Source organism: Synechococcus sp. M16.1 (genome assembly GCF_014279895.1).
Classification (GTDB): Bacteria; Cyanobacteriota; Cyanobacteriia; order PCC-6307; family Cyanobiaceae; genus Parasynechococcus.
This window is the reverse complement of sequence record NZ_CP047954.1, coordinates 1542589-1555638: the sequence shown is the minus strand read 5'-3', so window position 1 is coordinate 1555638 and position 13050 is coordinate 1542589. Positions and strand designations below refer to the sequence as shown.

Below are 13050 nucleotides of genomic sequence, written 5' to 3'. Positions count from 1 at the left end.
AGCTGTTGGAGATGCCCCGGATGGCTGCCCCACGCACCCGTCGTCAATCCAAGCGTTTTGTTCCCACCACGCGGCCTGAGCCGTCGGCCAAGCGACGTCTCGTTGTCCCTGAGGGCGACTGGCAAGCGATTCGCAGTGATCTCGAGCTGCGGGGTTGGTCGTCGTCCCAGCTGGAGGTGATCCAGGCTGAACTCAGTCACGGATGGCCGCTGCGGGTCGCCGTCCGCCATGCCGCGATGCGTCTGGGCACCTGCCCTACCGGTTCAAAGGCCCTGGGTTGAGGGGTCAGCGGCAGACGTCACTGTTCTTTTCCGCCTCTGTGGCGATGGCGCTGCAGTTCACCCAGCGCACCAGCTGCACCTCGATGTCGGTGAACAGCACCAGAATCCCAACGCAGAGTGCTGAAACAGCCAGGGTCGCGAGGGTTTGACGTGAAGTCACGGGGACGAGCGCTTCAACACTTCTCGGAATGTAGTGGTGAGATTCTGCTCGTGCCAAAGCTGCTCCAGAACCGTTGCTGAGAGCGAGGCCTGGGGCGGGAGCTGCGCCAGAACGGGGACGTCACCGAACTGCTTGAGGGTCCCCGGGTTGTCGGCATGGAGGGGGCCGTTGAGGATCAGTCCCAACACCGTGAGATTCCGCCGTCTCAACGCTTCCAGGCTGAGCAGGGTGTGGTTGAGGGTGCCCAGTCCACTGCGGGCCACCAGAACGATGGGCAACTGCCACTCCACCAGTTGATCGATCTGGAGCCAGTTGCGGGTGAGGGGCACCATCAACCCTCCAGCCGTCTCCACCACCAGGGATCCCTGATGCTGGGGAATGGCGAGTTGGGCAGGGTCGAGTGGCGTGTCGTCCAGTTCGGCGGCCCAGTGGGGGGAGACCGGCTCTCGGAAGGCATAGGCCTCGGGCAGCATCCGTTCCGGCGGGAGGTTCAACAGCTGCCGCACCCGTTCGCGGTCACCGCCGCCCTCCAGTCCGCTTTGCACCGGTTTCCAGTAGCTGGCCTGAAGCCCCTGCACGAGCCACGCGCTCACCACGGTTTTGCCGACGTCCGTGTCGGTTCCGCACACCACCAGGCGACTGACGCTGCCGTTCATCGCTTCACCATCAGGACCCACATCCTCCAGGTCAGGGCGAACTCGTCTGATGCATCGGCTTGGGGCCAAGCTCGGAAGACGGCCTTCCATTGGCCTGTGGAGAGCTGGCCCCCGTTGGTGACGGAGGCGCCGATGTTGCTCATCGGTCGCAGCAGCCGCAGTGGATTGGCGGCGCGTTGGGTGAAGCTCAGGCACTCGTCCCGTTGCACCACCCCATCCGGCAGGGCTGCCATCAGTTGCTCCCGCACCGGCATGGACAAGGCCGTGCAGGTTTGATTCGCTGCCCGGGCGGCGTGCTGCCATTGCGGAAAACTTCCAGCCACCGGCACCGCCAGGGCCAGCCAGCCCCCCTTTGGCAGGGCATCCACCCAACGCCGAAGCTGCTGGGCTGGATCCGGCAACCAATGCAAAACAAAGCTGGAGGCCAGCAGTTGCGGAGGCTCACTCCAGTTCGGTAACCCGCGGCTCAGGTCATGCCGCAGGGTGTGAGTTCCATGGGGGTGGCTGTTCAACATGGCGGCACTTCCGTCAAGACGGATTACCTGCTGGCCTGGATGAGCGACTTCCAGGGCTGCGGCCAGATGACCGGTGCCGCTGCCGAGGTCAGCCCACAGGCCGCGTCGGATGGAGCAGCGACGGCTCAGTTGGGCCAGGCGCCAGGCCATGGCCCGTTGCAGCAACGCCTCGCCTGCATAGGTCGGTGCTGCGCGACTGAAGCGCTCCAGCACCTGGTCGGGGCGAATCACAGGGCCCCCAGCCATTGCTGCACCACCGAGAGCACCGTTGGTGTGATCAGTGCGTGGCCCCAATTCGGATCCCGCTGCAGGGTCAGCGGTTGCGCTCCGAGGTCATCGATCAGCTGCTGTGCTGATGCGGCGTGCACCACAGCGTCCTGTTCGCCCTGCACCACCAGCACAGGCACCGCTTCAGGCCAGCCCGTTGGCAGGCTCTGGCAGCGCGCCAGAAGCTCCAGATCCTGCTGCAGCCGCTGGCGCCCCAGGCTCGTCAAACCCTGCAGCAGGGGGGCTGGGGGCAGGGCGCTGCGGGCATGGGGTGAAGCGGCTTTGTCGAGGAAGCGCTCCAGCATCATCAGTTCCTCGTCGGTGCCCAGGGCCGCCTGCATCCCCTTCAGAGCCACCGCCACCGCGCGCCCTGCGCGCCCGTGGGGCACGAAGGCGCTGAAGCTCCCCAGCAGCACCACCGCATCGGCCTGCGCCAGCAAAGCTGCCGGCAGCAGGTGCAGCCCCAGGGAGTGGGCGATCAACAGGTTGCGTCCTGGGCCGGGGGGCCATGCCGGAGCAACGGTCTCACCGCCGCTGTAGCCCCGGTCCGCGCTGGACCATTTCGCTCCCCCGTCTTCAAAGCGTTGACGCCAGTGGGACCAGGTGCCGGCCTGGCCAGCCCAACCATGCATCGCCAGGACCTGCATCATCGAGAGCCGAGGGCTGCGAGCAGTTGCTCCAATGTGCCCTCCGGCAGGTCCCGCCGCAGCACCAGGCGCAAACGGGCGGTCCCCTCCGGCACGGTGGGCGGCCGGATCGCCACCGACAGCAGCCCCGCCTGCTCCAGCTGTTGCTGGAGGTCGAGCGCGTCCTGGTCGTCCCCGACCAACAGCGGGAGAACGGGGCCGTGTCCTGCCGGTTTCGCCCAACCCTGGTGCGCCAGTGCTGTCCTCCAGCGTTCTGAGCGCAGGCTCAGCTCGCTTCCCCAGTTGGGATGGGCTTGGATCAGGCGCAGGGCAGCCTGGGCTCCCGCCACCAGCGGTGGGGCCAGGGCCGTGGTGTAGCGGAAGGCCCCACTGGTTTGCAGCAGCAGCTCCATCGTGGTGTGGTCCCCAGCCAGAAACGCACCTCCGCTGCCGAAGGCCTTGCCGAAGGTGCCGCACACCAAGGCCACAGGCCGTTGAAGTCCATGGCAAAGCCCACGGCCGCCGGGCCCCAGCACCCCCAGGCCATGGGCTTCGTCCACCAGAAGCTGTGCACCGTGGTGGGCACAAAGGTCGGCGATGCCCTGCAGATCAGGGCTGGTGCCTTCCATGCTGAACAGGCTTTCCGTCACCACCAGTGGTGGCCGTGTTGTCGGCTTGAGCCGCTGCAGCCGCTGGTCGAGATCTTCAAGATCGTTGTGGGCAAAGCGTTGCAGCCGCGCCCCACTGGTGCGGACGCCGGCCAGCAGCGAGTGGTGGATCAGCCGGTCCACCAACACGATGGTGTGCCTGTCACTCAGGGCCGTTAGGGCGGCGATGTTGGCTTGAAATCCGCTGGGGAACAGCAGCACCCGGTCACGGTTCAGCCAGGTGGCGAGAGCTGCTTCCAGCTCCAGATGGCGTGGTCGGGTTCCGGTGATCAGGCGAGATCCACCGGCACCAACGCCATCGGAGGCCATGGCCTCCGATGCCGCTGCGAGCACATCGGGATGACGGCTGAGCCCGAGGTAGTCGTTGCTCGCCAGATCAACCAGCTGACCGGCTCCGGCGGGATCCTGCAGCTGCCAGGGCTCCTGGCCGGAGTTCAAGCTCCGCAGGCGTCGGCGGCGGGCTGGGGGGATGGGAGAAGCGTGGTCCCGCATCACAACAGTCTGGAATCCGCCCTGAACAAGGATGGCCGCAGTCCTCTGATCGTCATGACCTGGGAGCGTTTCACTCTGCTCTTTCCGCTTTGGACGTTGCTGGGAGCTCTGCTGGCCTTGCTGCATCCCCCGCTGTTCATCTGGTTCAAGGGGCCACTGATCGCCCTTGGACTCGGCGTGATCATGCTCGGCATGGGCGTTGGGTTGACACCCGCTGATTTCGTCCGGGTGGGTCGACGCCCCCGCGCCATGCTGCTGGGGGTGCTGGTGCAGTTTCTGGTGATGCCGGGCCTTGCCGCTGGGATCGCGGCGGCTCTTCATCTGCCTGCCCCGCTTGCGGTGGGCTTGATTCTGGTCGGCTGCTGCCCGGGGGGGACCGCCAGCAATGTGGTGGCTCTGATCGGCCGTGGCGATGTGGCGCTGTCGGTGGTCATGACCACGATCAGCACCCTGGCGGCGGTGGTGTTGACCCCGCGTCTCACGCAGGTGTTGGCCAGCCAGTACGTGCCGGTGGACGGTTGGGCTCTGTTCCTGGCCGTGCTTCAGGTGGTGTTGCTGCCGGTCACCGTTGGGGTTGTACTCAAGCGTGGTCTGCCTGGTGTGGCCCAGCGGATTGAGCCGGTGATGCCTCCCCTGGCGGTGATGGCCATCGTGATGATCGTCTCCAGCATCGTGGGCAGCCAGACGGCTGTGCTGCGTCAGCAGGGGCCTGTGCTGATCCTGGCTTGCCTGCTGCTGCATGGCGGCGGCTTCCTGCTCGGCTGGCTGATTCCCCTGCTGGCGGGGCAGAGCGTGCAGGCTCAGCGCACCATCAGCATCGAGGTGGGCATGCAGAACTCGGGACTGGCCGTGGTGCTCGCCCGCAGTGGCGGGTTCGCCAGTCCCCTTACGGCGTTGCCGGGTGCCATCTCTGCAGTGATTCACTGCCTGATCGGCAGTGCCCTTGCTGCCGTGTGGAGGCGCCGCTCGCCCTAGGTCGAGTCCCCGTTGTGGAGTTCAAACAGCAGGCGGGCGGCGAGGCCACGGGAGATGCGTCGTGCCACGAGCAGATCGCAGATCCAGGTGAACAGCGGCGGCGCATCGGTTGTGGATGCCAGGCGTTGTTCGAGGGCCTTCAGCTCCTTCACGTCGCGGCAGCCCCTCAGGGCATCGATCAGGGTGTCTTCAGCCGGCCGCGGCTTGGTGAGCTGGGTGCTGGTCACAGGCCGTGGCGTTCGTTCTCCTCTGTCATGGCACCGGCGAAGTGCCGCTGTCACCATTTCGACCGCTTAATTGCAGGCACAAAAAAAGCTCTGGTGTGCTTGCCAGAGCTCGATACATTCTCTTCAACATTTTTAATGATTCGGTTGGGTCCCGTCAAAGGAGGTCGGCACATCTGATTGATTGCATTGGCGTGGCTTATCGCTTGGTTGAAAAGAGTGCTCAGCCAGGCTCCTTAAGATCATTCGATGAACCAATCGACACCGGTCACCCCCCGATCCGAGTCCGATGTCGATTCCAGTGCTCCGCTGAAGGCTTCAGACATCTTTCCTTTCCCCCTGGATGATTTCCAGCTGGAGGCCACGGATGCCCTCAACCAGGGGCACTCGGTCGTGGTCAGTGCCCCTACGGGATCCGGTAAGACGCTGATCGGGGAATACGCCATTCATCGCGCCCTGGCCCATGGCCAGAAGGTCTTTTACACAACACCGCTGAAGGCTCTGTCCAACCAGAAACTGCGCGATTTCCGCGATCACTTCGGTGCGGAGAACGTGGGTTTGATGACCGGTGACCTCAGCGTGAATCGCGAGGCCTCGATCGTGGTGATGACCACGGAGATCTTCCGCAACATGCTCTACGCCGAGGCGGATGAGCATGACGATCCCCTGGCTGATGTGGAAGCGGTGGTGCTCGATGAGTGCCATTACATGAACGATTCCCAGCGCGGCACGGTCTGGGAGGAGTCGATCATTCACTGCCCACCCACGGTGCAGCTGGTGGCGCTCTCCGCGACCGTGGCCAATGCCGGGCAGCTGACCGACTGGATCGAGAAGGTGCATGGTCCGACCACGTTGGTGATGAGTGATCACCGGCCGGTACCGCTGCAGTTCAGCTTCTGCAGTGCCAAGGGGTTGCATCCACTGCTCAACGAAGCCGGTACGGGTCTTCATCCCAACTGCAAGGTCTGGCGCGCGCCCAAGGGGCACAAGCGCAAAGGGCGTTCCCAGAGGCCGCCGCAACCCGAGCCACCACCGATCAGCTTTGTTGTGGCTCAGATGGCGGAGCGGCAGATGCTCCCGGCCATTTATTTCATCTTCAGCCGCCGCGGTTGTGACAAGGCGGTGCGTGATCTGGGGGTGCAATGCCTGGTGACCCAGGAGGAGCAGGCGCGGATCAAGGAACGCCTAACCGCCTACAGCCACAACAACCCCGAGGCCGTTCGGGATGGAATTCACGCTGATGCGCTGCTGCGGGGCATCGCTGCCCACCACGCCGGTGTTCTGCCCGCCTGGAAGGAGTTGATCGAAGAGCTCTTCCAGCAGGGGTTGGTGAAGGTGGTCTTCGCCACGGAGACCCTGGCGGCAGGCATCAACATGCCGGCCCGCAGCACGGTGATTGCGGCCCTCTCCAAACGCACCGAGCGGGGGCATCGCCCGCTGATGGGCAGTGAGTTCCTCCAGATGGCCGGCCGGGCCGGACGGCGGGGCCTCGATTCTCAGGGCTACGTCGTGACGGTGCAAAGCCGGTTTGAAGGTGTGCGTGAGGCAGGTCAACTGGCGACAAGTCCCGCCGACCCCCTGGTGAGCCAGTTCACCCCCAGCTACGGCATGGTTCTCAACCTGCTGCAGCGCCACGATCTGGCCAAGGCCAGGGAGCTGGTGGAGCGCAGTTTTGGCCGCTACCTGGCGGGGCTGGACCTCGTGGAGGACGAGGAGAACCTGTCGCAGCTGCGGTTGCAACTCAGCCAGCTGGAGGGTGTCGCCGGTGACATCCCCTGGGAAGATTTTGAGGACTACGAAAAAATGCGTGGGCGGCTCCGCGAAGAGCGGCGCTTGCTCCGCATCCTTCAGCAGCAGGCCGAGGAGACGCTGGCCAATGAGCTGACGATGGCCCTGCAGTTCGCCAGCACCGGCACCCTGGTCAGCCTCAAATCGCCGCAGCTGCGGGGGCGCGTCGCGCCCGCGGTGATCGTTGAGAAGGTGAAGGGGCCCGGTCAGTTCCCGCTGCTGCTCTGCCTGACCGATGAAAACGTCTGGATCCTGCTGCCCTGTCAGGCCGTGGTGAGCATCCATGCGGAGCTCAGTTGCCTGCAGGTGGATGGCCTGGATGTCCCGGAGCTCTCCCGCTCCGGTGAGTTGCGCCATGGCGATCAGGCCAGTGGTGGTTTGGCGTTAGCCGTGGCCCACATGGCCCGGCGCCACGACATGACCACCCCGCAATACGACCTGGCTGGGGAGGTGTTGACCCAGGCCCGGCTGGTGCGGGATCTGGAGCAGGAGCAGGAGCAGCATCCGGCCCATCGCTGGGGAGATCGCAAACAGCTGAAGAAGCACCGCCGGCGCATGGAAGATCTGGAGCTGGAGATCGCTGAACGGCAGCAGCTGTTGCATCAGCGGGCCAACCGCCACTGGGAGACCTTCCTGGCTTTGATGGAGATCCTCCAGCACTTCGGATGCCTCGATGAGCTGGATCCCACGGAGATCGGCCGCACCGTTGCTGCCTTGCGGGGCGACAACGAACTCTGGCTGGGGCTGGCGCTGATGAGTGGCCATCTCGATGACCTTTCCCCCCCAGACCTGGCAGCGGTGTTCGAGGCGATCAGCACCGAGGTCAACCGCCCCGACCTGTGGAGTGGCTTTCCACCGCCTGCTGCAGCTGAGGAAGCCCTGCAGGATCTTTCGGGTCTGCGTCGCGAGCTGCTGCGGGCCCAGGAACGCGCCGGTGTGGTGGTGCCGGCCTGGTGGGAACCCGAGCTCATGGGCCTTGTGGATGCCTGGGCGCGGGGAACCTCCTGGAGCGATCTGATCGCCAATACCTCGCTGGATGAGGGCGATGTGGTGCGCATCATGCGCCGCACCGTGGACCTTCTGGCCCAGGTGCCCTACTGCGAAGCGATCAGCGAGCAACTGCGCAGCCATGCCCGTCAGGCGCTGAAAGCGATCAACCGCTTCCCCGTGGCTGAAGCCGAGGATCTGGTGCCGGCTTCCGCTGCGCTCAACCCGGCAACGGAGCGGGCCGCCTGAGGTCAGGCCTCCGGAGCGGCCATGGCGCCGGGATTCACCTGCTGATCAAAGTCGACTTCGCTGATGTGGCCGAGCTCCAGGGCCGCCTGCTTCAGCGTCAACCCCTGATGGTGGGCATGCTGAGCGATGGAACTGGCCTTTTCGTAACCAATGCTGGGGGTCAAGGCGGTGACCAGCATCAAGGAGCGATCCACGAACCGCTGAATCTGCTCCCGATCCGGCTCCAAACCCTCCACCAGGTTCTGGCGGAAGCTGGTCATGGCGTCCTTGAGCATGCGGATCGACTGCAGCAGGTTGAAGCCGATCAAGGGCTTGTAGACATTCATCTGCAGATGGCCTCCTGCGCCAGCGGCTGCCACGGCGCCATCGAGACCGATCACCTGGGTGCAGACCATGGCCATGGCTTCGCACTGGGTGGGATTGATTTTTCCCGGCATGATCGAGCTGCCGGGTTCGTTGGCGGGCAGCCGCAACTCGCCCAGACCTGCCCGGGGGCCACACCCAAGCAGCCGTACGTCGTTGGCGATCCGGAGCAGGGCCACCGCCAGCAGGCGAAGTTGGCCCATCGCTTGAACGAGGGCGTCATGGCCGGCCATCACAGCGAAGAGGTTGTCAGCGGGACGAACCTTGACGCCGGCGACCCGGCTCAGCTCGTCCGCAACGGCATGGCGGAAGCCCGGCGGCGTGTTCAACCCCGTGCCCACGGCGGTGCCCCCCAGGGGAAGATCGCCGAGGCTGACCAGACAGTCCTCCAGCCATGCCTGGGCTTGTTTGAGTTGATCCCGCCAGGCGCCCACTTCATCGCCCAGACGCAGGGGCACCGCATCCTGCAGATGGGTGCGGCCAATCTTGACGATGGGCATCCAGGCCTGGGCTTTGGCATCCAAGGCCTGCACCAGGGCATCGAGCGCCGGCAGCAGCCCGTCCTTCAGGTGCTTGGCCGCGGCGACGTGAATCGCTGCGGGAAACACATCATTGGTGGATTGCGACCGATTGACGTGGTCATTCGGGTGCACTGGGCTGTGGCTGCCGAGGGCGGTGCCTGAGGCCTGAGACGCCAGATTGCTGATCACCTCGTTGATGTTCATGTTGGTCTGGGTCCCGCTTCCGGTCTGCCAGACCCGCAGTGGGAACTGATCGTTGTGCTGGCCAGCGGCAATGGCATCGGCCGCCGTGCAGATCAGCTCCACCTGTTGTGGGTTCAGAAGCGCATGCTGGCCGTTCACCGTGGCGCAGGAGCGCTTGATCCAGGCCAGGGCCTGGATGATTTCAAGCGGGATCCGTTCGTCGCTGATGGCGAAGTTCTGAAGCGACCGCTGGGTCTGTGCTCCCCAGAGCGCCTCGGACATCACCTCAATGCCCCCCAGGCTGTCGGTTTCAATCCTGAACGGCTGCGTCATCGGATCCACGGCGCGATCGAGCGTTCCATCGATCATCCGTGATCACTGTCCGGTGGTCGTGGCGTCGGTCCGCATCAACGGTCCGGTGTTGTGCCTTGATGCTTCACCGTTTCAATGCCCAATCTGCTGCCGTCATATCCCGCCCGCTCTCGCACCTTGCTGCACCATTTCTGATGGGACAGGTACCAGTGCACGGTCTCCGCCAAGCCCTGTTCCACATTGTGGCGAGGCCTCCAGCCCAGCTCGGAACTGATGCGGCCTGGGTCAATCGCGTAGCGGCGATCGTGGCCAGGACGGTCGGTCACCGGCGTGATCAGGTCGGCGTGGGGAGCCGATGCAGGGCGGCTTTGATCCAACTGTTGGCAGATGGCGTGAACAACCTCCTTGTTGGTGCGTTCACCGTGGCCGCCAACGCAGTAACTGCGGCCCGAGGCTCCGTTGCAGGCCGCCAGAAGCAATGCATCGACGTGGTCTTCCACGTACAACCAATCCCGCACATTCAGCCCATCTCCGTAGAGAGGAATCGACTCACCTCCAGCGGCCTTCAAGGTGACCACAGGGATGAGTTTTTCCGGGAACTGCCAGGGGCCGTAATTGTTTGAGCAGTTGGTGAGCACCACAGGAAGCCCAAAGGTGTGGTGCCATGCCTGAACGAGGTGATCGCTCGCTGCCTTGCTGGCGGAGTAGGGGCTGCGGGGGTCGTAGGGCGTTGTCTCTGAGAAACGCCCCTCGGCGCCCAGGGACCCAAAGACTTCGTCGGTGCTGATGTGGTGCATCCGGAAGGCATCCCGGCGTTCACCGCTTAGGCCCTCGTAGTGGCTCCGCACCGCCTGCAGGAGGTTGTAGGTGCCGTTGACGTTGCTCTCGATGAACACTCCGGGGCCGGAGATGGATCGATCCACGTGGCTTTCCGCTGCCAGGTGCATCACCAGATCAGGATCGGCTTCATGCACCGCAGCCTCAACGGCTGCTGCATCGGTCAGATCCACCTTCTGCAGTCTGTGGCGATCGTTCGCCTCTTCGCCCAGCTCGCTCAGCACCTCCTCAATTGAGGAAAGGTCGCTGGCATAGCCCATCTTGTCGAGGTTGAAGACGGTGACCTTGGTCTCCCGCAGAAGTCTGCGCACAACAGCGCCGCCAATGAAGCCGGCACCTCCGGTGACCAGAACTCTGCGGCGATCTCCCAGCAGGTCGGAGGCGGAGGGCATGGACGAAACCATTGGTGTGAGCGTGGATTGGGGGTTGTTTGGGGCTGGGGTGTTGAACTCAGTGGCCGTTCATGGCGTTTTGGCCTGCTGCAACACGGTTTTGAGGGCTTGTTGCCAGTGCTCACCGTTGAGTTCCAGGGCGGCTCGGGTTGCTGTGCAGTCCAGAAGGGAATAGGCCGGCCGTTCAGCAGGGGTCGGGTAGTCCGCTGTTGTGATCGGTTGAACGGCTGCGGGAGTGTCGATGAGCCCCAGGTCAGCACCGATTTGGCCCACGGCCACCGCCACGTCGTACCAGCTGGCGGCGCCGGCATCACTCCAGTGCATGACGGCTGGTAATTCCCGGTCACCAGCGCTCTGAAGGGTTTGCCAGCAGGCTTGAGCAAGGTTGAGGGTGCTGGTGGGACAGCCCACCTGATCGGCGACAACACCCAGTTGATCCCGTTCCCGGTGGAGGCGGAGCATGGTGAGGGCGAAGTTTCTGCCCACGGGCCCGATCACCCAGCTGGTGCGCAGGATCAGGCCACGGCCTCCTGCTCCAAAAATCGATTGGACCGCAGCTTCTCCAGCAGCTTTGCTGGCGCCGTAAGCACCGAGAGGGTCGCGGGCCTGCTCGGGTTGATACGGCGTTCCCTGGGTTCCGTTGAAGACGAAGTCGGTGCTGATCTGGAGCAGGCGTCCCCCTTGTTGATCAAGAGCGCGGGCGAAGGCCTCCGGTGCCCCGGCATTCACGGCGTGGGCCAGTTCGGGCTCCGACTCAGCCTTGTCCACCGCTGTGTAAGCACCGGAGTTGAGCACCCAGTCGGGCTGGTGCTGTTCCACGGCGCTGCGGCAGGCTTCAGGGTCCGCCAGGTCAAGCTGCTCACGGCTGGTGGCCACCAGCTCGAGTCCCTCAGGGGCGGAAGTGATCAGAGCCTGACCCAGCTGACCGCCAGCTCCGGTGAGCAGCACTTTCATGGGAAAACGTCTCCGGCGGCTTCAGCGGCTTTGAACCCTGCTGCTTCGGCATCTTTGCTCGAGAGGCTCACCTCGGCACCCTGCAGCCGATCGATCGGCCAGGCAATGACCAGATCTGGATCATTCCAGACGATGGCCCGTTCACAGGATTTGTTCCAGAACCCTCGTGCCTTGTATTGCACCTCAGCAACGTCACTGAGGGTGAGAAAGCCGTGGGCGAAGCCCTCAGGAATCCAAAGCTGGCATTTGTTCTCGGCACTCAGTTCGGCGCCGACCCAGGTGCCAAAGGTTGGTGAGTTGCGTCGGATATCGACGGCGACGTCGTAGATCACCCCGACCGAGGCACGCACCAGCTTGGCCTGGGGTTCCGGTGCGAGCTGGTAGTGCAGTCCACGCAGCACGCCTTGAATCGAGCGGGAGTGGTTGTCCTGCGAGAACAGCACCGATTCGCCGACGGCTTCATCGAACTTTCGTTGGTTCCAGCTTTCGTAAAACCAGCCACGGTCATCGCCGAAGGCCTGGGGCGTGATCAGCAGGGGACCCTGCATCACCGCACCGGACGGTGTTTTGAGTTGTTCAACCTGCATGGCTCACCTCCAGACTGGTTTGCAGAGCCGCGTGATCGCTCACGCTTTCCTCAAGCATTTGCAGGAGATAGGAGCCGTAGCCACTTTTCTTGAGGGGCTGCGCCAGCTGACTCAACTGTTCTGCTGTGATCCAGCCCTGGCGCCAGGCCACCTCCTCCGGGCAACCCACCTTCAGTCCCTGGCGATGTTCGAGCGTGCGGATGTAGCCGCCGGCATCGTTGAGGGAATCGCAGGTGCCGGTGTCGAGCCAAGCCATGCCCCGGCCCATCAGCTCCACCCGCAGCAGCCCTTCATTCAGATACATCTGATTGAGATCGGTGATCTCCAGCTCGCCACGTGCTGATGGCTTTACCTGACGAGCTCGTTCCACGACGCTGTCGTCGTAGAAGTACAACCCGGTGACCGCGTAGCGGCTCTTGGGCTGCTGAGGTTTTTCCTCCAGGCTCAGCACGCGGCCATCGGCATCAAACTCGGCCACGCCATAACGCTCTGGATCACTGACGGGGTAGGCAAACACCGTCGCTCCTAGGGCCTGAGCGTTGCTGTTCACCAGCTGGGGCACCAGATCATGCCCGTGGAAGAGGTTGTCTCCCAGAACCAGGGCAGCGGGGTGGCCCGCCAGGAAGTCGGCACCAATCAAGAACGCCTGAGCTAAGCCATCCGGGCTCGGTTGCACGGCGTACTCGATGGTCATCCCCCAGCGTCTGCCATCACCGAGCAAGCGCTGGAAGGACTCCCGGTCGTGGGGGGTGGTGATGATCAGCACCTCGCGGATTCCCGCCAGCATCAGGGTGCTGAGCGGGTAATAAATCATTGGCTTGTCGTAAACCGGCAGCAGTTGTTTGCTGACGGCCTGGGTGATCGGATGCAGCCGAGTGCCGCTCCCGCCAGCCAGGATGATTCCCCGTCGCTTGGATGCGGTGCTCATCGGCTGGCTCACCGGCGTGAAGTCGGCGCCATTACAGCATGAGACCCCTTGCGATCACTTCATTTGAGGCGATCGCAAAGCCGTT

Annotated in this window: 14 protein-coding genes; 3 read left to right on the top strand and 11 right to left on the bottom strand. The window is 64.1% G+C overall.

Going from position 1 to position 13050, the window contains the following annotated elements; genetic code table 11:
• Positions 1-5: 5 nt before the first annotated feature.
• A complete protein-coding gene (locus SynM161_RS09025) occupies positions 6-281 on the top strand; it encodes a hypothetical protein (RefSeq protein WP_370593048.1) in 276 nt (91 codons plus the stop codon).
• Between the two features lie 4 nt (positions 282-285).
• Here the strand turns inward: SynM161_RS09025 and SynM161_RS09020 are convergent, their stop codons facing one another.
• Genes SynM161_RS09020 through SynM161_RS09000 form a run of 5 tightly spaced genes read right to left on the bottom strand, consistent with a single transcriptional unit; the run spans position 286 to position 3665 of the window.
• On the bottom strand, positions 286-441 hold the full coding sequence (locus SynM161_RS09020; RefSeq protein WP_170951106.1) for a hypothetical protein: 156 nt from the start codon (positions 439-441) through the stop codon (positions 286-288).
• Positions 438-1097 (bottom strand): dethiobiotin synthase, encoded by a 660-nt coding sequence (bioD, locus tag SynM161_RS09015; RefSeq protein ID WP_186540973.1) that lies wholly within the window; start codon positions 1095-1097, stop codon positions 438-440. The genes SynM161_RS09020 and bioD overlap by 4 nt, the downstream gene beginning before the upstream one ends.
• Positions 1094-1858 carry a methyltransferase gene (locus tag SynM161_RS09010; protein WP_186540972.1) on the bottom strand — a complete coding sequence of 255 codons (765 nt, stop codon included), beginning with the start codon at positions 1856-1858 and terminating at the stop codon, positions 1094-1096. Before SynM161_RS09010 ends, bioD begins: the two co-directional genes overlap by 4 nt.
• Positions 1840-2526, bottom strand: a complete 687-nt coding sequence (locus SynM161_RS09005; RefSeq protein ID WP_255441764.1) for an alpha/beta hydrolase — start codon at positions 2524-2526, stop codon at positions 1840-1842. The genes SynM161_RS09010 and SynM161_RS09005 overlap by 19 nt, the downstream gene beginning before the upstream one ends.
• Entirely contained in the window at positions 2526-3665 is a 1140-nt protein-coding gene (locus tag SynM161_RS09000) for an 8-amino-7-oxononanoate synthase (RefSeq protein WP_186540969.1), read from the bottom strand. The genes SynM161_RS09005 and SynM161_RS09000 overlap by 1 nt, the downstream gene beginning before the upstream one ends.
• Positions 3666-3719: 54 nt before the next feature.
• Between SynM161_RS09000 and SynM161_RS08995 the strand changes: the two genes are divergently transcribed.
• Positions 3720-4640 (top strand): bile acid:sodium symporter family protein, encoded by a 921-nt coding sequence (locus tag SynM161_RS08995; protein WP_186540967.1) that lies wholly within the window; start codon positions 3720-3722, stop codon positions 4638-4640.
• On the opposite strand, the gene SynM161_RS08990 is transcribed toward SynM161_RS08995, so the two are convergent.
• Complete coding sequence (locus tag SynM161_RS08990) at positions 4637-4867, bottom strand: hypothetical protein (protein WP_114989413.1); 231 nt, start codon at positions 4865-4867, stop codon at positions 4637-4639. The genes SynM161_RS08995 and SynM161_RS08990 overlap by 4 nt on opposite strands.
• Before the next feature lie 246 nt (positions 4868-5113).
• Here SynM161_RS08990 and SynM161_RS08985 point away from each other — a divergent pair, with 246 nt between their 5' ends.
• Entirely contained in the window at positions 5114-7888 is a 2775-nt protein-coding gene (locus SynM161_RS08985) for an RNA helicase (RefSeq protein WP_222930175.1), read from the top strand.
• A gap of 2 nt (positions 7889-7890) precedes the next feature.
• Here SynM161_RS08985 and SynM161_RS08980 read toward each other — a convergent pair whose 3' ends face one another.
• The 5 genes from SynM161_RS08980 to rfbA all read right to left on the bottom strand — a co-directional run bounded on the left by SynM161_RS08980 (position 7891) and on the right by rfbA (position 12965).
• Complete coding sequence (locus SynM161_RS08980) at positions 7891-9288, bottom strand: class II fumarate hydratase (protein WP_186540966.1); 1398 nt, start codon at positions 9286-9288, stop codon at positions 7891-7893.
• A gap of 74 nt (positions 9289-9362) precedes the next feature.
• On the bottom strand, positions 9363-10508 hold the full coding sequence (gene rfbB, locus SynM161_RS08975; RefSeq protein ID WP_186540964.1) for a dTDP-glucose 4,6-dehydratase: 1146 nt from the start codon (positions 10506-10508) through the stop codon (positions 9363-9365).
• 57 nt (positions 10509-10565) lie between these two features.
• Positions 10566-11450: a dTDP-4-dehydrorhamnose reductase gene (gene rfbD / locus SynM161_RS08970; protein WP_186540962.1), complete on the bottom strand. Its 885-nt coding sequence runs from the start codon at positions 11448-11450 to the stop codon at positions 10566-10568.
• Positions 11447-12037, bottom strand: a complete 591-nt coding sequence (rfbC, locus tag SynM161_RS08965; protein ID WP_186540960.1) for a dTDP-4-dehydrorhamnose 3,5-epimerase — start codon at positions 12035-12037, stop codon at positions 11447-11449. The genes rfbD and rfbC overlap by 4 nt, the downstream gene beginning before the upstream one ends.
• Positions 12027-12965 (bottom strand): glucose-1-phosphate thymidylyltransferase RfbA, encoded by a 939-nt coding sequence (gene rfbA / locus SynM161_RS08960; protein WP_186540958.1) that lies wholly within the window; start codon positions 12963-12965, stop codon positions 12027-12029. Before rfbA ends, rfbC begins: the two co-directional genes overlap by 11 nt.
• Positions 12966-13050 lie beyond the last annotated feature (85 nt).